Raw genomic sequence first — 21,645 nt, 5'->3', positions numbered from 1 at the left:
TAAGCTCATATTTTTACCTTTTACTTATGGGTTTTTTCGAGCGATTGTAGTGTTTGCTCTTTGTTTTCCCATAAGCGGTTTAACTCGCTTTGAAAGCGAACTCTAAATTCAGAATCACCGGTGTAGTCACCAATAAGCTCTTCGCTTACCGGCCTTACTTCCACGTGTACGTTGATATTTTTTACCTTACCACCAGCAAAATCCATAAAAGTAGGAATACCATCTGGGTACTGAATGGTAACGTTAACCACTTTAGTAATTTGCTCGCCCATTGCTTGCATTACAAAAGCAATACCGCCCGCTTTTGGTTTTAATAAATGTGGGAACGGGCTATTTTGGCGCTCATGCTTTTGCGTAGTAAAACGAGTGCCTTCTACAAAGTTAACCACACTTACTGGCATCTCTTTAAATTTTTCGCAGGCTTTGCGCGTGGTTTCTAAATCTTTGCCACGCAGCTTTGGATTCTTTTTTAATTGGCTTTTACTCGTGCGAGTCATAAACGGAAAATCAAGCGCCCACCAACACAAACCTAAAATAGGCACGTAAATAAGCTCTTTTTTCAAAAAGAAGTTTAAAAATGGAATTTTACGATTAAACACGCGCTGTAATACTAAAATATCGACCCAGCTTTGGTGATTTGCAATTACTAGGTACCAATCTTTTAGTTTAAGGTCTTCAAGGCCAGTTACATTAAGTTTAGTTGGCGTGAATAACGCTTGATTTAAGCTATTAAAGGTAACCCAAATAGTTGCAAATTGCTTAGCTGCCCAGCTCATAAGCTTTTGTAGAGGCTTAATAGGGATAAGCTTTATAAGCCCACAAACAAAAATAGGCACAAACCAAAAAAGTGTGTTTATTGTGTAAAAAATAATACTAAATACACTGCGAATAACTGACATTACTTCCATTCCTTTAAACATTGCGCAGCCACTAATACTGCGCTTTCAGTTGCTTACAAATTAATCTTCAAAATAGGTATAGCCTTCAAGGCCTGCATTAAGCTCAGCTAAATAACCTTCTTTACACTGCGTCGATACATCAAGTTTATTAACTTGGTACGCAAAGTTGTCAGCTAAAATGGCGCTATCATAGTCAACAAACTTTAATACATCCTTAACGCTATCACCTTTTATAGCATTGGTTAACACGTAGCCGTCGTCGTTAAGCTCTACGTGCACCGAATCAGTGTCACCAAATAGGTTATGTAAATCACCTAGAATCTCTTGATACGCGCCTACCATAAACATAGCAATGTGGTATTGCTCGCCATGCTTATATTCTGGTATTGGTAGGCTGGTTTCGATACCAGCGCCTTCAACGTATTCGCGAATTTGCCCGTCAGAATCGCAGGTAATATCTTGAATAATCGCGCGCTGAGTCAGTGGCTGAGTTAAGTTTTCGATTGGCATAACAGGAAACAACTGCTGAATACCCCATACATCAGGCAACGACTGAAATAATGAAAAGTTAACAAAGAGTTTATCAGCAAGCTTTTCATTTAAATCGTCGAGTACTTCACGATGCGCGCGCGCGTTATTACTAAGCGATGCACGTACACGATGTAAAATAGTAAAGTAAAGCTGCTCTATTTTCGCCCACTCTAGCATGCTTACTAAGCCATGCACGTACTGATCGTGCGCTTCGCTAAATAAGTGCATAGCGTCGTGATAAATTTCTAATGCCATACGCGGGTTTAAACGCTGTAAACACTGCCACATTTCATCAAGCACTAATGCGCTATTTTCAAGCGGTGACTCTGGATTTAAATGATTAGGCGCTTTTTCTACGTCAATTACATCGGTAATTAATACCGCATGGTGAGCAGTTAAAGCACGCCCCGACTCGGTGATAATGGCCGGATGCGTAAGGTTATGCTGATCGCACACTTCTGCAAATGCATTCACTACGTTACGCGCATACTCTTCTACGGTGTAATTCATTGAACACGCACTACGCGAGCCAGAGCCCTCGTAATCAACGCCTAAGCCGCCGCCCACATCAACTGTATTTAACGGTACGTTTAATTGTGTAAGCTCAGCAAAGTGGCGTGCACATTCACGTAAAGCACGGTGAATATCACGAATGTTGGCAATTTGAGAACCAATATGAAAATGCACCATTTGCATTAAGTGCAGCTTATTATGCTTTTTAAGCACTTCAACAGCACTTAGTACTTGGCCTGCTGTTAAACCAAACTTGCCTTTTTCGCCGCCCGTGTTTTGCCACTTGCCTTTGCCTACTGAGTTTAGGCGAATGCGAATACCAATAGCTGGCTCAATGCCTAGGTTGTCTATTTCTTCAAGTAGTGTGGTCAGTTCTGAAAGCTTTTCTACCACAATTTTTACGCTGTGGCCCATTGCTTGACCAATACACGCTAGGCGTAAAAACTCACTGTCTTTATAGCCGTTACACACTATTGTGATTGGCTCTTTTGCTACACCCAAAATAGCCATAAGTTCTGGCTTTGAGCCTGCTTCTAGGCCAACAAGCCCGCTTGGATGCGCTAATAGTTTACTTACTACAGAACGTTGTTGATTTACTTTAATTGGGTAAACACAGGTGTATTTTCCGTTATATTCGCGATTTGCTCGCGCCTGCGTAAACGCGTTAGTAAGTGTGTCTACACGATTTTTTAAAATATCAGTAAAGCGTACTAAAACCGGCAACGTTAAACCTTGTTGCTTAAACTGCTCAGTTAATTGCGTTAAAGAAATGGCCGGTTTTGTTTGGTCGCCATCTGGGTAAGCCACCAGTTCGCCTTGTGCGTTAATATCAAAATAACCATCACTCCAATGAGCAACGTTATAAGTGGCGCGTGCTGTTTCTAAACCCCAGGTCATGGCAACTCTTCTTTAGTCAATTAGGTATAAAGGCGCATTTTAATACGTCACTATCCACTAGGCTAACAAAAATTGAACTTTCACTCACTCCTAACTAACTTTATTCGTCAAATCAGTTAAAATGTCATTGAGCAAAACGCCAAGCACTGGCAGAATTGCCCCTTTTTCATACTCAACCTAAAAAGTGTAATAGTAACTATGGCAAATTTAGATCAAAGTAAGTGGTTTACTGAAATTAGCGACCGCGATGGCAGCGCATTTTCATTACGTATTAATAAAAAGTTAGATGAAAAACAGTCTCCTTTTCAAAAGGTAGAAATGTTTGAAACCACAGACTTTGGTAATTTAATGATCATCGACGGGTGTACTATGGTAACAACTCGCGAAAACTTCTTTTATCATGAGATGATCAGCCACCCTGCACTTTTAGCGCATCCAAACCCTAAAAACGTCGTTATTATTGGCGGCGGCGACTGCGGTACTTTACGCGAAGTATTAAAACACCCAGGCGTAGAAACTGTAACGCAAATAGATATCGACGAAGTAGTAACGCAAATGTCGTTAAAATACTTCCCAGAGCTTTGTGAATCTAATAACGACGCCCGTGCAACTGTTATGTTTGACGACGGTATTAAATACATGCGCGAAGCCGCTGGCGAATCTATCGACGTAGTGATTGTTGATGGCACAGATCCGGTAGGTCCAGGTGAGGGTTTATTTAACCATGCGTTTTACACAAGCTGTTTAGATGCACTGCGCCCAGGTGGTATTTTAGTACAACAAAGTGAATCACCACTTATGCACATGCCACTATTAGTTGAAATGCGCGAAGCAATGTTAAGCGTAGGCTTTAACGATTTACAAACATTACCATTTCCACAACCAATTTACCCAAGCGGTTTATGGTCAGTAACACTTGCACGTAAATCACAAGCATTTGACGGTTTTAGAGAAGATGCAGCTGCAAATATTGCACAGCACAGCGAGTACTATAACAACGGTATTCACCATGGTGCACTCGCTACACCTAACTACATGAAACGCGCATTCGATAAAAAATAATCTATACCAATTTTATTAAACTAAAAAGGGAGCATTTAAATGCTCCCTTTTTTATGCTTTTAAAAACGCCATTGCGCATTTAGCATTATTTGCTGCTGCGAGATTCGTTCATTAAATCCAATTGGCTCTCTATTTTTTGCAACACTTTTAAGTGCAGAACCTTCAACCCCTATTTGTAGTTTATTAGTGAGCTGGTAGCGCCATGTTGCGGTTAAGCCTTCCCCATTACTTGCATTAGGGTCAAACGCGGTTGTGTCGTTGTCAGTAACTTTAAAATAATCATAACGTACTGAAACTCGATGTTTGCCTTCTTTATGGCTCAGCATTAAATAATGGCTATAAAAAGCATTATCAATTAATGCGTTACTGCCCATTTCAGTTTTACCATTAAGTACCTGTGCTATTAAACGTGTTTTACTATTAAACTTATAAAGCCAAGCGGCGCTTGTAAAGCGAGTATCCCAAGCATACTGCCCTGTACTAATATTAAGTGTGGTTGGGTCACCGTTATTGTTGTAATAATAAATTCGAAATTGTGATTTTTTTAAGTAATCCCAATGTACGCCAGCGTAATAGCCAAAACGACCGTCTACTTCTTCAAACGGTAAAACCTGATTAGCCTGCCAACGTAATTCGTATGCATTTAATGCCGCTATAGGCGCAAATTTAATACTTTCGTTAAATGTAGTTTGTCTATCGTGTAATGCAAAACCACGCCACGCAAGTAAAGTACCGGCAGGATCATTGCCTTTAAATGTAGCACCTACAAAACTAAAGCTATGAGCGCTGTTAAAACGTTTTGCTGGGCGCTTAATAGTTACCTCTGCGCCAACAGTGCGTACTTCCTCGCCTATCCAGCTATTAATAGCTGAGTTTGTATAGTTATAAGGAGAAGTCCACCCTATATCAGGATTTTCAAGCGACATAAGTGGGTAAAAGCCCCCCACGCGCATGTGCCATTTATAGTTGCTGTTAGATAGCGGCTGATACTTTATATAAGCCTGTGTAAAACCAAGGCCAACATCAGGATCTTGATTCGCATTTAACACCCCATGGGCCGACCAACTAGATGCTAAATCAACATTAAAATCTAAAATACCTTGGGATAAAATAAGTTCGTCGCTTTTAGTATCGTGCCGATATAGCCCAAGACCGCCCTCTTGGAAGCTACGTATATCGTCACCCTGCACGGCTCTAATTTGTATCAAGCCTTTTACTTGTGCATACAATGCATTACTAAAACATAAAGCACCGGCTAAAAATGCCAGCCTCATTAAGCGATTAATAGTCATCAAATTCATCCGTAGCAAAGTCAATTTGCTCCGCAATTTTCTGCTTTACTTTATAATTGATAGGGTTAGTAGCCACAGTAATAGTTTGAGATTCAACCTTACTAATATCACTAAACCCAGAATGCCAAACACTTAACGTGTATTCGCCTGCATTGGCATTTAAATCAACATTCCCGTTTTCATCAGTGATTGCAAAAATAGTACTATCTACCACCACAATATAACCTAACATCCAATCATGAATATTACAGCCAAGCTCAACAACACCCGTTTGATCAAAAGTAATGGGCGCTTTTGGATGCTCCTTATATAGCTTTAATTCAAATGTTTTAGCTTTAGAAAATGAATAAACATGATGCATGATTGAGTCCGCATTCGGAAACTCTACCTTTGCATTTTGCGGGACAACTAAAATACGCGGCTTAAATTCTCGATTTTGCTGGGTCATCGCATAAGGTGCTTCTGGGGGAATAACGCTAGAGAGGTCTCCTGCAGTTAGCCATACAACAGCATTAGGTAATGGGTCATTATTAGCATTTTTAATTTTAATATTTGCTGCAAAAACTCCAGTACTAACACTTAGTAAAAATACATAAAGTAAGCTTTTTATCATTTTCTTGTCGCTATTATCAATTTGTTTACATTATAGACCGATTAAGCCACCAAATTCTTTCTATTTTTTAAAACATTGAATACGTATGTAAGCAGTCGTATTAATCATCAACAGTCATTATCCTTAGATGTCACCACCGACTCATCTAAGGACACACCATGAGAATACCAGCACTTGTGCTTTTAGCCTTTGCTAGTAATAGCTACGGACAAACCGTAGAGCTAAAATCGCCAGACACACAAATAACAGTAAGCATCTCTGACGAAAACAACACGCCAAGCTACGCAATAAAATTTAAAAACAAAGCGGTTATAAACAAATCTTTACTGGGGTTTGAATTTAAAACACAAGCAGCTTTTAGCGATGGCTTTAAAATTAAAAGCATTGAACAACAAAGCGTTAATAAACAGTGGCAACAACCCTGGGGCGAACGCCAAAACGTTGTTGACGAATATAACGAAGTAGCTGTTACCTTTACAAAAAAACAACCCAATAAAGGCACCTACACCATTCGATTTAAAGCATTTGATAGTGGCGTAGGTTTTAGATACGAAGTGCCACAACAAGCAGGTTTTGAGCACACTGAAATAACCAAAGAGTTGACTGAATTTGCAATAAACAATAGTCAAGATGCTACCGCCTGGTGGATACCTGCTCGAGGCTGGAACCGCTACGAATATGTTTATAACACTACCCCACTTAACGAAGCTCCACTAGCTCATACACCATTTACGTTTAAAACAAGTGACGGTACTCACATTAGCATTCATGAAGCAGCCCTTGTTGATTACGCAGGTATGGTGCTTAATCAGCGTCGACCTGGTACGTTTACCGCCGATTTAACACCGTGGTCAGACGGTATTGCTGTTAAAAAACAAGATGCTTTTAAAACACCATGGCGCACCATTCAAATAGCCGACAGCGCTGTTGGCTTAGTTAATTCAGATATAATACTAAACCTAAACGAGCCTAATAAGTTGGGTGATGTGTCGTGGGTTAAGCCTGGCAAATACGTGGGTATTTGGTGGGGTATGCATATAAACACGCAAACTTGGGGTAGCGGTAAAAAACACGGCGCCACTACGCAAACCACAAAATACTATATGGATTTTGCAGCGCAGTATGGTTTTGATGGCGTACTCGTTGAAGGCTGGAATATTGGTTGGGATGGCGATTGGTATTTTAATGGCGATGTATTTAACTTTACCAAACCGTACGACGACTTTGATATAGCAGCACTGACTCAATACGGCAAAGAAAAAGGCGTACAGCTCATTGGCCACCATGAAACATCAGGCAATGTAAGCAACTACCGTGACCAAATGGAAGATGCTTTTGCCCTTTACGAAAAATCAAACGTAAGCCAAGTAAAAACAGGTTATGTAGCCGATGGCGGAAATATAAAACGTATAGACAAAAACGGTATTGCTCGCCACGAATGGCATGACGGCCAGTTTATGGTTAACGAATACCTTTATAACGTAAAACTTGCGGCTAAGCATAAAATTAGCATTAATACTCACGAGCCAATTAAAGATACAGGCCTGCGCCGTACTTATCCAAACTGGATTGCGCGCGAAGGCGCACGCGGACAAGAGTATAATGCATGGGGTTCACCACCTAACCCACCAGAGCATGTACCAATGCTTGCTTTTACCCGCATGCTTGCAGGACCGATGGACTTTACACCCGGTATTTTTGATATGAGCTTTAATGGTTTAGGTGATGATACAAATCGCCCACAAACTACACTTGCCAAACAACTCGCACTTTATGTTGTGTTGTATAGCCCAATTCAAATGGCTGCTGATTTGCCTAAAAATTACTTAGCGAAGCCCGACGCATTTCAATTCATACAAGACGTACCAACTGATTGGCAGCAAAGTATTGCTATTGATGGTGAAGTAGGCGACTTTATTGTATTTGCCCGCAAAGAGCGTAAAAGTGCTAAATACTCAGGAAACGATTGGTACCTAGGTGCTGTTACTGACGAAAAGGCTCGTACTATTGAGGTAAAACTCGACTTTTTAGAGCAAGGCAAAAAGTTTGAAGCACAAATTTATAAGGATGGTAAAAATGCAGAATGGAAAAACAATCCGTACGATCTAGCTATCGAAAAACTTATTGTAACTACAAACGATAAACTAACGCTTAAATTAGCCACTAGTGGCGGTACAGCTATTCGTTTTAAAGCACTTTAATAATTTTGAATAATAAAAGCCGTTACATCTTAGTGACGGCTCAAAATAAAAGACATCCAAATACAAGGTGTTTTTGATGTTTTTATTTTAATATCCACTCTTACCCATTGTAACCCAAGCCTAATATTAACTCGTAAGTAAATTGTTGACCTTGAGAAGAGCTACATTCAATATTTATTTGAGTTTTCCTAAAGTGGTTTATCAACTCTTCAAAATCAAATAAATTATTGCATGGGGCGTAAATAAGAATATCAGAGCTATTCGGCGTTAGGCCACGCGCCATACCTAATCCAACCTCCCTATTACTGAATACATCTCCACAAAAAATGTTTTGAAGTTCACTTTGGCTAATATTCTGACCATCATATGTATACTCTGTCTGAATATTAACTGCAGAACCTGAACCACAATTAAGGATATCTAGTCTATATTCACATTTAGTTCTATCAAATATTTCTCTGTGCTGAATTATTGGGTTGATTGAGTTTAAATAAATCGACTCACTTCGATTAAGGCCACTTTTTGCATACCAAAATGTTATTAATACTGCCGTAAGTGCGATTAAGTCACTTAATTTAACTTCAAAAGAAAAACCCTGACCTACAACAATACCTGCTAAAAATATCAACAAGACTGAAAAAGCTTTTAGCCTATCTAATTTTTGCATCTATAATTCCTTTTTAAATTAGTACCTGAATAGTAATCGTTACACCTTTATTGGTAAGTATATTTGCGCACTCAACCCACCTTCGGGTCGATTTTTAAGCACCACCTTGCCACCGTGCATATCAACAATACGCTTAATAATAGCAAGACCTAAGCCGCTACCTTCACTGCCGCGAGCTGCATCGCCTTGTTTAAATGGCTCAAAAACAGACTCTAATTCATTTTCAGGAATGCCGGGGCCACTGTCGTTTACAGCGATAACTACATACTTTTTGTTTGAATTAAAGTAGCTAAGTACTTCAATATCGCCCTCAGAATAACGTAGCGCATTACCAATCATGTTGGTAATTACACGCTTAATAGCCACAGAACTTAACGGTATATTGCCTATATTTGGATTACTTTTAAACGTAATAGTACGTTGATGCTGAAGCTCAGAATTAACAACTTCGGCAACTAAAGCATTTATATCTTCGCAGCTTAGCTCATCTGTTTTGTGGTGGCGTAAATACTCAATAAACTGATCGATAATCCCGTTCATATCTTCTATATCGTAAATAATACCTTCACGAAGATAGTCGTCTTCATCAACCATCATTTCGGTGGCTAAACGGATACGCGTAAGCGGCGTGCGTAAATCATGAGACACACCAGCCATTAGTAAACGGCGGTCGTTTTCAAGTGCGGCAATTCCGCGCGACATTTGGTTAAACGCGCGCGTTACTTCTATTACTTCTGTAGAGCCTTCTTCTTCTAACTTGGTAGAAAAGTCGCCTTTGCCTACTTTTACTGCGGCTTGTTGCAAAGCTTTTAAAGGCCTATTGAGGTGCCTTGCAAACAGCCATCCACCCAGCACACTCAAAAATCCAATACTTGATAAGTAAAAAGTCAAAAACTCTAAGTTATTCTCTTTAAAACCTTTAAGCGGTACTTTTACCCAATAACCAGGCGCTTGAGGTGCTTCAACCCAATAGATTAACGGATCTGTTTGACTAATACGTACACGAGAATAACCACCAAGTTGCTCAGTCATGCTACGCGATAGCATAGAATACTCGCGGCTTTGCCCAAGCCCTTGACGCATTGCTTCGCGCTGCGTCATTACTTCAATGCCAGTGATTTCAAAAAACTTTGCAGATACCTCGTCGTTTATTTCAACGCCGTCTTCCCAATCAATAAATACCGTTTTAATTTGTTTAGCGAGCATTAAATTAACTTGCTCAATAGTTGGCTTTACAACGTAAAAACTAACCGTAACATACGACACTATTTGATTGATCAGCAGCAAAGCTGCCACTAAAAATACAGTTTGCCCAAACGCACTACGCGGAAAAAAACCCATATAAATTACTTTTCACCGTCGGGAACAAACACATAACCCAAACCCCAAACGGTTTGAATATAACGCGGGTTGGCTGCATCTACTTCAATCATGCGGCGAAGTCGTGACACTTGCACGTCAATACTTCGTTCAAGCGCACTGTAATCACGACCACGCGCTAAGTTCATTAGCTTATCGCGGCTAAGTGGCTCACGCGGATGCGAAACCAGCGCTTTAAGTACTGCAAACTCACCACTGGTAAGTGATATTGTTTTATCCCCTTCACTCATTTCTCGCGTTGCCAAATTAAGCGTAAATTTACCAAAAGCGATTAAGTTTTCTTCAGCAGCGGGAGCACCAGGTACTTCTTTTGCGCGGCGACGTAAAATTGCTTTAATACGCGCAAGCAATTCTCGAGGATTAAAAGGTTTAGGAATGTAGTCATCAGCGCCAAGCTCAAGACCAATAATACGGTCTACTTCGTCGCCTTTAGCGGTAAGCATTACAATAGGGATTTCGTTTTCTTTTTGACGTAAACGGCGGCAAATAGATAAGCCATCCTCGCCTGGGAGCATTAAATCAAGAACCATTAAGTGAAAGTTTTCTCGCTCTAGGAGTCTATCCATTTGCTCCGAATTACCTGCGGTTCTAACAATAAAACCTTGCTCTACTAAGTAACGTTCAAGCAAACTGCGTAAGCGCATATCGTCATCAACAACTAATACTTTTGTGGTTTCGTGTCCCATAATCTCTTTCTTATTTTTATATCCAATTACTAGTTAATATAAATGAAAAACTTAATAATCAAAAACTAATTACTTGCTTAGATTGTTACTGAACATTTCAAAGCTTACTTACTCGTACTTTATTACATTTTACGCTCGACAAGTTTTGGCAAATTTAATAACGTGCACACCATTAGAGTTAATAAAGAATTCACCATGAAAACAAATTTAGTTACCCGTGAAGGTTACTTACAATTACAACAAGAACACGACCAACTATGGAACGTTAAACGCCCAGAAGTAACAAAAATAGTTAGTTGGGCAGCCAGCCTCGGAGATCGCTCTGAGAACGCAGACTATCAATACAACAAGCGTTTGCTACGCCAAATTGACCGTCGTGTACGCTATTTACGCAAACGCATACCTGATTTAAAAATCATCGACTACTCTCCCGTGCAAGATGGGAAAGTATTTTTTGGTGCATGGGTCGAAATTGAAAACGAAGAAGGTGAAACTAAAAAATTCAGAATTGTCGGACCTGATGAAATTTACGACCGAAAAGACTACATATCGATAGACTCACCTATGGCGCGGGCGCTGATTAAAAAACAAGTAGATGAAGATTTTGAGGTACCTACTCCTCAGGGTAAAAAACAGTGGTATGTAAACAGTATCGATTACCAAAAAAAGAAATAAAAAGTTTTGATTCAGATCATGTTAACTTTTGATTGTGTAAATTAAACCAATAAGCTATAACTGAATTATTCAAGTTGATTTGTTTAATTTGAAAGCAGTTAATTAAGGTCGTGGTTATGTCAAACATAGTACAGCGCATATTAAATAATGCCGTATTGTTTGCACTTTTAATGAGTGTAAGTTTGACGCTGCATGCCAGTAACACTGAAGTAAACCTTGATAACGCTAAACTATCTAATCACTTTATTGCTTGTGACATTCCTGACCAAGCAAACCTCGATTTTGACGTAGACTCTCACGTTAATACTATTACCTTTAGGTCGCCTCAACCACTTCCTAATGTCGTAGATTCTTTTTATAAGAGCACCAACCTAAACAGACCTTTTAGCACTGCGTACCAACGCGGACCACCTAGCTATTTAATTTAATTCATTATTTTACAACTTAATTAAATTTTATAACTACTAAGGTGACTACTATGTCTAACTTTAAAGAATTACGTACTCAAAATGTTTCTCACGGCGTTATTGCAAGCACATTTGCAGATGACCAACCTTTGATTGATTTATCATCTCCAGCACTAAAAATGGTAAATAACTTTACTCAAAAAACGCCCATTCGCGCAGAGCATACAACAACGATTACAGATGCACTTAAACAAGTTAGTGCACAACAATCTGATTTTGTTTTAGTAACCGACGAGAACCAAAAATTGATTGGTCTTGTTTCTAGCGCCGATTTACAAAGCTCTAAAATTACTATTATTGCAGAGCGTTTAAATACCCCACGAAGTGAAGTAAGCTTGCGCGATATTATGACGCCAATTAGCCGACTTACAGGTGTAAGCATGCAAAGTTTAAGCTATGCATGTATTGGTGATGCGCTGCAAACAATGGAGCATCAAGGTGTAATGTTTTTATTAGTAACAACAGCAAGTAGCGAAATTTGTGGTTTAATTTCAGCTCGCCAAATAGCTAAAACATTACATATTCCACTACATATTAGCCCTATTGCTCACTCTTTCAGTGAAGTATTAGAAAACATTGAGCATCCTCACTAGGGCGCTCTTTTAGTTGAATTGATTTACTCCCCTCCCAACCATCTTAAAGCAAGTGAAATAGCTTGCTTTAAGAGCTTTTTATTACTACCTCCTGTGATATTATTCAAGCAATTAACGGCGCCAGTAACACGCTTCTGGTCTTATTTTATTGTATAAAAAGGTTTTTGCATGAGCGATATCTCTGCACGTTTAGCCGGTGAGTTAAACGCACAGCAGCAACAGGTTGTTGCAGCTACAAAATTACTTGATGAAGGCGCAACTGTTCCTTTTATTGCCCGCTACAGAAAAGAAGTTACCGGCGGCCTAGACGACACCCAATTACGCCTTTTAGAGCAGCGTTTATCGTATTTACGTGAACTAGAAGAGCGCCGTAGTTTTATTTTATCGACCATCGAATCGCAAAATAAATTAACGCCAGAGCTAAGTGCCGATATAACTAATGCACAAAGTAAAACTGAACTTGAAGATTTATACCTACCTTACAAAGCTAAGCGCCGTACTAAAGGCCAAATAGCAATTGAAGCAGGTTTAGAGCCACTTGCAGATGCACTATTTAAAGATGCTAACCTTGACCCAGAGCAACAAGCAGATCAATTTGTAAGTGCTGAAAAAGGCTTTGCAGATACAAAAGCTGTACTCGAAGGCGCTAAATTTATCTTGATGGAGCGCTTTGCTGAAGACGCAAAATTACTTGCTAAATTTAGAAGTCACATAAGCCAAAACGGCGCAATTGAAAGCACTGTAATTAAAGGCCAAGAGCAAGCGGGTGCAAAATACCGTGACTACTTTGAGCATCAAGAACTTCTCAAAAAAGTACCTTCTCACCGCGCGCTTGCTATGCTTAGAGCCCGAAATGAAGGTGTACTTCAGTTAAATGTTAATCCAGAGCCTAGCGCTGAAAATTCAGCGCAACTATGTGCCAACATGATTGCTGACCATTACCGTTTAGATATTAAATATAAAGCGGCAAGTCCTTGGTTATTAAACGTTGTGCAATGGGCGTGGAAAATTAAGTTAGGATTACACCTAGAGAATGAATTTTTTGCAGCAATGCGCGAAAAAGCAGAAGCTGGTGCAATCGACGTATTTGCTAAAAACTTAAAAGATTTATTAATGGCAGCACCTGCAGGCCCCCGTACTACTTTAGGTCTTGATCCAGGCCTTCGTACTGGCTGTAAGATTGCCGTTGTTGATAGCACAGGTAAATTACTAGCTACACAAACTATTTTCCCTCATGCACCACAAAATCATTGGGATAAATCAGTGCGTACGTTAGAGCAACTTTGTCGTCAGCATAAAGTTGAGCTAATTGCGATTGGTAACGGTACTGCATCACGCGAATCAGATAAGTTGGTTGCTGAGCTTATGAAAGCAAACAGCGAACTTAAGCTTAGTAAAATTATGGTTAGCGAAGCGGGTGCATCGGTTTACTCAGCTTCTGAATTTGCAGCTAATGAATTCCCAGATTTAGATGTTTCTATACGAGGGGCTGTCTCTATTGCGCGCCGCCTTCAAGATCCTCTTGCTGAACTTGTTAAAATTGAGCCAAAATCAATTGGTGTTGGCCAATACCAACACGATGTATCGCAAAGCCAATTAGGCCAAAGCCTTATTTCAGTAGTTGAAGACTGTGTAAACTCAGTAGGCGTAGATTTAAACATGGCATCGGTACCGCTACTTACACGCGTATCTGGTTTAAACAAAACATTAGCGCAAAATATCGTTAATTATCGCGATGCTAACGGCACATTTACTAAACGTAGTGAGCTTAAAAAGGTTGAGCGTTTAGGGCCAAAAGCATTTGAACAAGCGGCTGGTTTTTTACGTATTAACAATGGTAGCGATCCTCTAGATAACTCATCAGTTCACCCTGAAGCTTATCCTGTTGTTAAACGTATTTGTGAACGCAATAGCGTCGATGTCAGTAACCTAATTGGTAACAGCGACTTTTTAACTAAACTTGCTGCTAACGATTACACTGACGAAAAGTTTGGCTTACCAACCGTTACCGACATTATTACTGAGCTTGATAAACCAGGTCGAGATCCTCGCCCTGAATTTAAAACAGCTGAGTTTAAAGCCGGTGTTGAAAAAATTAGTGACCTAAAACCAGGTATGATTTTAGAAGGCGTGGTTTCAAACGTTGCTAATTTTGGTGCGTTTGTTGATGTAGGTGTACACCAAGATGGCTTAGTGCATATTTCAGCAATCACGAATAAATTTATATCAGATCCGCGTGAAGTTGTTAAAGCTGGTGATATTGTAAAGGTTAAAGTTGTTGAAGTAGACGCTGCACGTAAACGTATAAGCTTTACTATGCGCTTAGATGACGACATTGACACAAGTAATAAGTCAGCAGCGCCAGCTACGCAAAAACCACAAGCACGTGCTAATAATTCGCAACTTCGCGCTGCAAAGCCTAAACGTGACAACGGTAATGCGTTAATGGGTAATGCATTTGCCGATGCGTTCGCTAATGCTAAAGTGAAAAAATAATAGTTGTACAGCTAAGCTAAAACGAAAAAAACCGCGTAAGCGGTTTTTTTGTGGTTATGTTTTGCTAAATTATTAACTTAACGCTGAAAAACTACTTTGGCTCGCTGGCGATGTAGCCATTTGATAAAAGTTAGCAATACGCCCCGCCCGTGCCTCAACATCGGCATCACGTGTTTGCTCATCACTTTTAGCTGTTTTTGTATCGTTGCTTTCATCGCTAGAGAATGAAGCTTCAAGCTTACTTTTTGCGTCTTCGTCGTCTTCTTTTTCAGGTTGTGCAAGCTCAGCCTGAGCCGCTGCTAGCTTTTGCGTAGCATCTGCAGCAATAGAGCGATCAGCTCCCGAAGGCTCTGCAGGCGCTAATGCGGCAGCGCGTACCGTTTGCATTTTGTCTATAGTCGCTTGCGGATCATTGGGAACTTCAGATACATCTATTTGTACTTCTCCGCCAACTGCGTAGTTAGTACCATCTGGGCCACGTTGATACTCATAGCTTGGCGAGCCAGCATGTTGCCCACCTACAGAAGCGTGCGCTTGCTCGTGTATTCGTACTTCAGTATCTCGTGCTTTTAGCTCTGTAATTTGTTGTTGTTCTTGTTCTAATTGCAGCTCTTCTTGCTCAGATTCTTTTTTCTCAATTGCTTCACTTTCTTCCTCAGAGCCCTCAGGGTTTTCTGAGTTTCCATCGCGCTGCTGAACTGACTTTTCGTCTGCTATTTTTCCCGTTGCGTTATACGTCGCACCATCGCTACTGCCTGGTAATTTTGCTTTTTCAGAATCACTTTGCGCTTTGGTTTCTGTATTGCTTGCGCTACTAGATGCGGGAGCAGGAATAACTTCGCGTAGTTGGTTGTCACGCCGTGCAGTTTCCGTATAAACATTTGCAGTGTTTATATTGATAGACGGAAATGGCGTGACAATATTCATAATACTAAACTTTAATATCGATTAACGTGCCAAGTACATCATCGGCCGTTTGAATTGATTGCGTATTTGCCTTGGCATTAAACTCTTCAACTTTTAAGTTAACAAGCGCTTCATCAACACGAGCTGGCTGTGCTACAGGTGCAGTAATAGCTTCTTCAGGGCGTGCTGCTGTAAGCTGACGTTGCTGCGCTAATTGTGCGTCATCTTGCTGTTCTATACTGGCACGGTTAATCTCAGCACTGGCCTTTTCAATACCTTGGCTAGCTCGATTAAACCCTTCTACACCACTATTAAATACAGATCCGATTGGCATATTAAAACCTCCACCAAATAAACATTGTTTAATTATCGCTCAGGTTCTGATCAAAATAAAGCTTTAAACAGCGCTATTATTAGCTCTATTTTAAAGCATTGATTTAACGACAGATAAAAACTCACTTTTATGAGAAATAAATGGCGCGTGCGACGCTTTATCTAGCACCTCGTATTCAAACTCAGTATTTAGTACTGACATTTCACTAATTGCTTTATAAGGCACTAAGGCATCAAGTCGGCCAAATACTCCTTTGATAGGTACTGGGCAATGAGCAAATAAATCACGTAAATCGTCGTTTTGTAAAATATCTAAACCAGCACTCAGGGCGTCGCTTTGTGGTGCGCTGTACTGATTTAGTAATTGTTTAAGCAGCTTTATATCATCACGCGCCGACTCGCTACCCATCGCTTGAATAGCTAAAAAGCGCTCTATTGTTTTTTCTCGATGATTAACTAACTGCTCTTTAAACTGCGCCAATACATTCGCTTTTATTCCGGGCCAATTATCTGCCTCCGCAAAGAAAGGAGTCGATGCAATTAAAATAACTTTTGATACTTTTTCAGGCCAATGCTTAGCAATATAAAGTGCAAACAATCCACCTAACGACCACCCCATTAAAATGCTCTTCGGCTTTAATTGCTTACTTAAAGTTTCTGCTGCATCATGCAAAGTATAAGGGCTTGGGCAAACATGGCTATTACCAAACCCAGGTAGGTCAAGGCTACGTACACTTCCTGAATATAAAAACTCAAGTTCTGGCTGTACTAACTGCCATACGCCCTGATTCATTCCCCAACCATGTAATAACACTAACTCATTTTGCATATTTGCCTAACCTTTACCAAACTTAGGCTCATCATAACGTTTAAAAAGGCGATTGCAATGCAAGGAGCGAGTCAGTGAAGCAAGCCATTTTAAATTGGTTATTTCCCTCTTATTGCGTGCAATGTCAAAATACGATTACGACCTCTTTAGGGCTTTGTGATTATTGCCTTGAAGATTTACCATTGTTTGATTTTAGTAAGCATAAGAATTTACTGCATCGACCCGATATTGTTGAGATGTTTCCTAATTGCGAGTTTGATAAATTATTTGCCTGTGCTTTTTATCAACCTCCCTTTGAACATTGGCTTAAAAGGCTAAAATTTAATAATCAAATTCATTATAAAAAGGCATTGCAGCAAGTTATACAAAAACAATTAACGCAGTTTTTTGAGCAAAGCCCTACTTTGCCAGATACCTTTATTATTTTACCTCTTCATAAAAGCCGATTCATTACTCGCGGGTTTAATCAGGTAAGCCAAGTTTGGCAACCATGTTTAGCTAATTACGCATCAGTGAGTAACGTACTTATTCGCAATAAAAAAACACAAGCTCAGTCGGAGCTATCTAAAGCAAAGCGTATTAAAAACTTAAAAAATGCCTTTATTTGTACAGAGGATATGGGCGGTAAAACAGTCGCTATTGTTGATGATGTGATGACGACAGGGGCAACATTAAACGCAGCTACTAGTGCACTAAAACAAGCAGGCGCTAAACAAGTGTGGGCTTTTACAACTTGCTTAACGCCTATTTAATTATTAAAAAGTATTATACCAATCCGCAATAATACTTAATCATTTTACGGGGCTAAACGTGTCGCTACCTGAGTTAAAAAATTCTCATTTACGACTGCATGGATGCAGAAGGTAGAGCAATGCAGGAGCAATTGCCGAGAACAACTAAATAGCGAATTTTTTGCCTAGCTATCAACACGTTTTTCCATCCTCAAAATAGATCACTTAATTTAAGCGAATTAGTATTATTCGCCATTTGCACGAAACGTATGGCCAAAAAATAAAGCGTTGCTTAGTAGTCGACTAGTCCCATACCAGTAACCTCTAAATACAGGGTCATCGGTCATGCCTATTACTGTACCTCGTCCGTATGAGTGAGCAATTAAGCCTGCGCCGCCAGCAACTTGCTCAACATTAACGGCATCGGTAAAGCCTGCCAATAATGGATTTTTAGTGTAGGTAAGTACATTTACGAACGGAGCATCGGAAGCTTCTAGCAACCAAGTACTGTTTTTGAATACGGGCAATGTATTACGCTTAAGTGAAAATGTAAGCGGATGAGTTAAATCTACATTAGTATTAAAAATAGCACCTGCAATGCGTTGACGTCCTGCTAAATGATCTTTATCGCCATAACTTAAATCTGTCGTTTTAAATGCACTTGCTACATCTTGTCGTGATAGATAGCTTGCTTTGAGTAATTGCTGATCAGCTAAAAATTTAGCGCCGCCTTTGTGACCCCAAATAACGCCGCCTTTTCTTACCCAGCTTTTAATAGCCACTTTGTCGGCATCAGATAAGCTATTGTAATTGCCATGAGCAAGCACAATATGACTGTAGTCACTTAACTCGAGTGAACTAAAGCGATTCATTTCAACAATTGTTGGTGCAACACCTACAAAGCGATCTAGGTAATACCACACTTCGCCGACTTCGTACTGGCTTGCGCCTTGCCCGCCAATAAGCAGTGCTTTTGGAGCACTAACAACCGCCATTGATCGCGACCCTAAATCGGCTCCTTTGCTTGTTAAACCTGATGTAATAGGTTTGATTGCAATACCAAACTCATTTTGTGCTTTATTTAGCAAGGTAATCCAATCTGTATTTGTTTGTAGTCCAGCCGGTATAATAATACTTCCAGGTTTAAAATTAATTTCTCCTGATGTTGATTTAGCCGTTAATGCTTTTAGCGCTACACGTGCTTTTATACCTTGCTGTAATAAGCTATTTAACATTTTAGGTGCTAAATAATCATCCCACGAAAAACCAAATGCGTAACCTTCGGTGAGTGAAGAAAATGATGGGGTTGCTACTTTTTCCCATGCTTTATCAGCAACCTTTAATCCCCAACTACTTTTAACTTTAGAAAATGGCAAATTAAACGCATGCGCTAATGTCCAGCCAGATACATCGTAAAAAGTATTATCGGCAAAGTTTTTTTGCTCACTAAAAATCGCTTTTACCAAACGATATTGTGGTTGTGCTAATGGTACAAAATAGCTATGTGTACTGAAATTCTTACCATCTGCTTTTAATGATTTAGTAAGTGGGTAAGCGTTAATTTGATGCTGCTTTAACAATTCTAAAAAGTGCATAATACGGGTGTTGTCGCTTGCACCTTCAACAACATAACCTTCAAAGCTTTCATCGCTGGCTAAATCAGTAGCTTGATTGTAAAACTTAGCCTGGTAATCAAGTAATGCTTGGCGGTTATCAACTGCTGCCTTAAAGGTAGATAAACTCGTTAACAGTTGATTTTTAATAGTGAAAGGAAAGCTCAAAGGTCCATTTATGGTGTCTTGAATATGTCCGCGAGAACTTGCTTGTTCAAATAAAATGCCTATGCCGCCATTTACATCTGGGTAAGTTGAGCCTTTCCCATAGTAAAAATCGTCAAAGCTTTCTTCTGTAAAATAAAGTGCATTGTTTTCATCTAAGGTTTTTGCATGATAGTTGGCAATTGTCTTTGTTAAGGTAACATTTTCATCAGGTGTTATAGGGTGCTTACGACTTGGAATACCTGGTTGAAAAAAGTAACTGCTGTTTGGACCCATCTCATGAAAGTCAGTTAAAATATTTGGTTTCCACTGATGAAATTTAGCAATACGTGCACGCGATTCAGGATGCTGTAGCAGTAGCCAATCGCGATTTAAATCAAACCAATAGTGGTTAGTACGGCTGCTAGGCCAGTTTTCAACATGCTCACGGGTTTTAGGGTCACTTGATAAATTCATGCCTCGGTTACTGTTGGCCCAATTAGCAAAACGAGCAAGCCCGTCAGGATTAAGTGAAGGGTCGAGTAAAATAACCGTGTTATTTAATAGCTCATCTATTTCAGTACCTTGTGCAGCAGCTAAATAATAAGCCACCAGCAATGATGAGTTACTACCTGATGACTCATTACCATGAACGCTATAACCCATCCATACAACGGCAGGATCGTCTTGTGCTTTACTACTGTTATTACTTAAGTGTGCTAAGTGAGCTTGGCGTGTCTGCTCTATGCTTGATAACTTATCAGCAGCAGTAATTGTTAGCATTACTAACGGGCGTTGTTCATGCGTGCGGCCAATCACCTCAAAATTTATACGGTCGCTTTTATCAGCAAGTATTTCCATATAACGTACGAGCTGATCGTGTCTCACGTGCCACTCTCCTACTTCATAACCGAGTACTTGCTCAGGAGTAGGAATTGAAGGGTCAAATTTTACATCTTGTTCAAAATAATACGAAAGTGGCTTAGCTACACTTGAAAAGCTAAGCAACACCACCATTAATGTTAATACCAAACGCATATAAATCACTCAAAAAATGTTCGTTGTTTGCACGCTACCATTGCTTAAAATAGATGCCAACTTTTTACGCTCAACACTAGCCGCAACACGATGAGCGGAGTATGATACGCAGTATCCGAGTAATTTAGTCAAGTATAGATGGTTTTATGATTTCTATTTCCGAAACAGCGCAAGCGCATTTTGCTAAACTATTAGCAGATCAATCACAACAAACCAATATTCGTGTGTTTGTTGTAAACCCTGGTTCATCACAAGCGGAATGTGGTGTGTCTTATTGTCCAGAAGACGCTGTAGAAGCGAGCGATATTCGCCTAAACTTTAACGGTTTTGATGCCGTTGTAGATGCTGAAAGTGCTCCATTTTTAGAAGAAGCTGAAATCGATTTTGTTACCGACAAAATGGGTACTCAGTTAACGCTAAAAGCACCAAATGCAAAGGCGCGTAAAATAGGTAACGATGCATCGTTAAACGAACGTGTACAGCACATGCTAGAAACCGAAGTAAATCCACAACTTGCTAACCACGGTGGCCAAGTAAGCCTTGTTGAAATTACAGCTGCAGGTATTGCTATACTTCAGTTTGGTGGTGGTTGTAACGGTTGTTCTATGATCGATGTAACGCTAAAAGAAGGCATTGAAAAAGAAATGATAGCTAAGTTTGAAGAAATCACCGGTGTTGCTGATATAACAGAGCACGAAGCGGGCGATCACTCTTACTATTAGGCCTTCTAAATGCTAAAGCAGCTTATTTATCGCTTAGGGAGCAACCCTAAGCTGAGCTTAAAGCGCTTTTTTCGCGGCTTAGCACTGTTTGTGCTAGCCGTGATATTCATATCTATTGGGTATTACACTCACTACAGCTTACAAATAATTGGCGTTATAATTTTACTCCCCGCATTATTTTTTGCCGGTTGGGGCTACTGCGGTATTTTTGCTAATCGTTTTTCACAAGTTTTAAAAGATATGGGCCCTAAACACCACGACCCCGATCTCTGGAAATAAACCATTTATTTATACCAACCTCCATATATATTTGGGCAATTTATCGAATTAAATCACTCTATAACGTTGTTAAAAATT

Annotated in this window: 20 protein-coding genes; 9 read left to right on the top strand and 11 right to left on the bottom strand. The window is 39.8% G+C overall.

Going from position 1 to position 21,645, the window contains the following annotated elements; all coding sequences use genetic code 11:
* Positions 1-20 precede the first annotated feature (20 nt).
* Positions 21-899, bottom strand: coding sequence for an acyltransferase (locus GQR46_RS00840; RefSeq protein ID WP_024594279.1), 879 nt, complete (start codon positions 897-899; stop codon positions 21-23).
* Between the two features lie 60 nt (positions 900-959).
* The gene (speA, locus tag GQR46_RS00835; protein ID WP_165739388.1) at positions 960-2,840 is read right to left on the bottom strand and encodes a biosynthetic arginine decarboxylase; all 1,881 of its coding nucleotides are present in this window, start codon (positions 2,838-2,840) and stop codon (positions 960-962) included.
* 198 nt (positions 2,841-3,038) lie between these two features.
* Between speA and speE the strand changes: the two genes are divergently transcribed.
* Positions 3,039-3,902, top strand: coding sequence for a polyamine aminopropyltransferase (speE, locus tag GQR46_RS00830; protein ID WP_007584590.1), 864 nt, complete (start codon positions 3,039-3,041; stop codon positions 3,900-3,902).
* 59 nt (positions 3,903-3,961) lie between these two features.
* On the opposite strand, the gene GQR46_RS00825 is transcribed toward speE, so the two are convergent.
* Together GQR46_RS00825 and GQR46_RS00820 are read right to left on the bottom strand one after the other, a co-directional pair.
* Positions 3,962-5,194 carry a hypothetical protein gene (locus GQR46_RS00825; RefSeq protein WP_007584984.1) on the bottom strand — a complete coding sequence of 411 codons (1,233 nt, stop codon included), beginning with the start codon at positions 5,192-5,194 and terminating at the stop codon, positions 3,962-3,964.
* A complete protein-coding gene (locus tag GQR46_RS00820) occupies positions 5,184-5,807 on the bottom strand; it encodes a methylamine utilization protein (protein ID WP_165739386.1) in 624 nt (207 codons plus the stop codon). The genes GQR46_RS00825 and GQR46_RS00820 overlap by 11 nt, the downstream gene beginning before the upstream one ends.
* Positions 5,808-5,965: 158 nt before the next feature.
* Here GQR46_RS00820 and GQR46_RS00815 point away from each other — a divergent pair, with 158 nt between their 5' ends.
* A complete protein-coding gene (locus tag GQR46_RS00815; RefSeq protein WP_165739384.1) occupies positions 5,966-8,008 on the top strand; it encodes a glycoside hydrolase family 97 protein in 2,043 nt (680 codons plus the stop codon).
* A 100-nt stretch (positions 8,009-8,108) separates the two neighbouring features.
* Here the strand turns inward: GQR46_RS00815 and GQR46_RS00810 are convergent, their stop codons facing one another.
* Genes GQR46_RS00810 through ompR form a run of 3 tightly spaced genes read right to left on the bottom strand, consistent with a single transcriptional unit; the run spans position 8,109 to position 10,741 of the window.
* Positions 8,109-8,675, bottom strand: a complete 567-nt coding sequence (locus tag GQR46_RS00810) for a hypothetical protein (protein ID WP_165739382.1) — start codon at positions 8,673-8,675, stop codon at positions 8,109-8,111.
* Between the two features lie 39 nt (positions 8,676-8,714).
* Complete coding sequence (gene envZ, locus GQR46_RS00805) at positions 8,715-10,016, bottom strand: two-component system sensor histidine kinase EnvZ (RefSeq protein ID WP_165739380.1); 1,302 nt, start codon at positions 10,014-10,016, stop codon at positions 8,715-8,717.
* Positions 10,017-10,021: 5 nt separating this feature from the next.
* Positions 10,022-10,741, bottom strand: coding sequence for a two-component system response regulator OmpR (ompR, locus tag GQR46_RS00800; RefSeq protein ID WP_002959552.1), 720 nt, complete (start codon positions 10,739-10,741; stop codon positions 10,022-10,024).
* Between the two features lie 195 nt (positions 10,742-10,936).
* Between ompR and greB the strand changes: the two genes are divergently transcribed.
* From greB to GQR46_RS00780, 4 genes are all read left to right on the top strand, one after another.
* Positions 10,937-11,416, top strand: coding sequence for a transcription elongation factor GreB (gene greB, locus GQR46_RS00795; protein ID WP_165739371.1), 480 nt, complete (start codon positions 10,937-10,939; stop codon positions 11,414-11,416).
* A 116-nt stretch (positions 11,417-11,532) separates the two neighbouring features.
* Complete coding sequence (locus GQR46_RS00790) at positions 11,533-11,844, top strand: hypothetical protein (RefSeq protein ID WP_007584977.1); 312 nt, start codon at positions 11,533-11,535, stop codon at positions 11,842-11,844.
* 50 nt (positions 11,845-11,894) lie between these two features.
* A complete protein-coding gene (locus tag GQR46_RS00785) occupies positions 11,895-12,476 on the top strand; it encodes a CBS domain-containing protein (RefSeq protein WP_024594284.1) in 582 nt (193 codons plus the stop codon).
* A gap of 168 nt (positions 12,477-12,644) precedes the next feature.
* Positions 12,645-14,972, top strand: a complete 2,328-nt coding sequence (locus GQR46_RS00780) for a Tex family protein (protein ID WP_165729077.1) — start codon at positions 12,645-12,647, stop codon at positions 14,970-14,972.
* A 72-nt stretch (positions 14,973-15,044) separates the two neighbouring features.
* Here the strand turns inward: GQR46_RS00780 and GQR46_RS00775 are convergent, their stop codons facing one another.
* From GQR46_RS00775 to bioH, 3 genes are all read right to left on the bottom strand, one after another.
* Positions 15,045-15,899 (bottom strand): putative metalloprotease CJM1_0395 family protein, encoded by an 855-nt coding sequence (locus tag GQR46_RS00775; protein ID WP_165729076.1) that lies wholly within the window; start codon positions 15,897-15,899, stop codon positions 15,045-15,047.
* Between the two features lie 4 nt (positions 15,900-15,903).
* Positions 15,904-16,212 carry a hypothetical protein gene (locus GQR46_RS00770; RefSeq protein WP_007584971.1) on the bottom strand — a complete coding sequence of 103 codons (309 nt, stop codon included), beginning with the start codon at positions 16,210-16,212 and terminating at the stop codon, positions 15,904-15,906.
* A gap of 90 nt (positions 16,213-16,302) precedes the next feature.
* Positions 16,303-17,040: a pimeloyl-ACP methyl ester esterase BioH gene (bioH, locus tag GQR46_RS00765; protein WP_024594288.1), complete on the bottom strand. Its 738-nt coding sequence runs from the start codon at positions 17,038-17,040 to the stop codon at positions 16,303-16,305.
* Between the two features lie 74 nt (positions 17,041-17,114).
* Between bioH and GQR46_RS00760 the strand changes: the two genes are divergently transcribed.
* Entirely contained in the window at positions 17,115-17,792 is a 678-nt protein-coding gene (locus tag GQR46_RS00760; RefSeq protein WP_010554946.1) for a ComF family protein, read from the top strand.
* Positions 17,793-18,016: 224 nt separating this feature from the next.
* Here the strand turns inward: GQR46_RS00760 and GQR46_RS00755 are convergent, their stop codons facing one another.
* A complete protein-coding gene (locus GQR46_RS00755; protein WP_165739369.1) occupies positions 18,017-20,566 on the bottom strand; it encodes a M14 family zinc carboxypeptidase in 2,550 nt (849 codons plus the stop codon).
* A gap of 146 nt (positions 20,567-20,712) precedes the next feature.
* Between GQR46_RS00755 and nfuA the strand changes: the two genes are divergently transcribed.
* Positions 20,713-21,288 (top strand): Fe-S biogenesis protein NfuA, encoded by a 576-nt coding sequence (nfuA, locus tag GQR46_RS00750; protein WP_007584966.1) that lies wholly within the window; start codon positions 20,713-20,715, stop codon positions 21,286-21,288.
* 9 nt (positions 21,289-21,297) lie between these two features.
* Positions 21,298-21,567, top strand: coding sequence for a hypothetical protein (locus GQR46_RS00745; RefSeq protein WP_002959572.1), 270 nt, complete (start codon positions 21,298-21,300; stop codon positions 21,565-21,567).
* The last annotated feature ends 78 nt before the right edge of the window (positions 21,568-21,645 follow it).

It is taken from the genome of Pseudoalteromonas sp. Z1A6, from assembly GCF_011378745.1.
Taxonomy (GTDB): Bacteria; Pseudomonadota; Gammaproteobacteria; order Enterobacterales; family Alteromonadaceae; genus Pseudoalteromonas; species Pseudoalteromonas arctica.
This window is presented reverse-complemented; position numbering and strand designations above follow the sequence as displayed.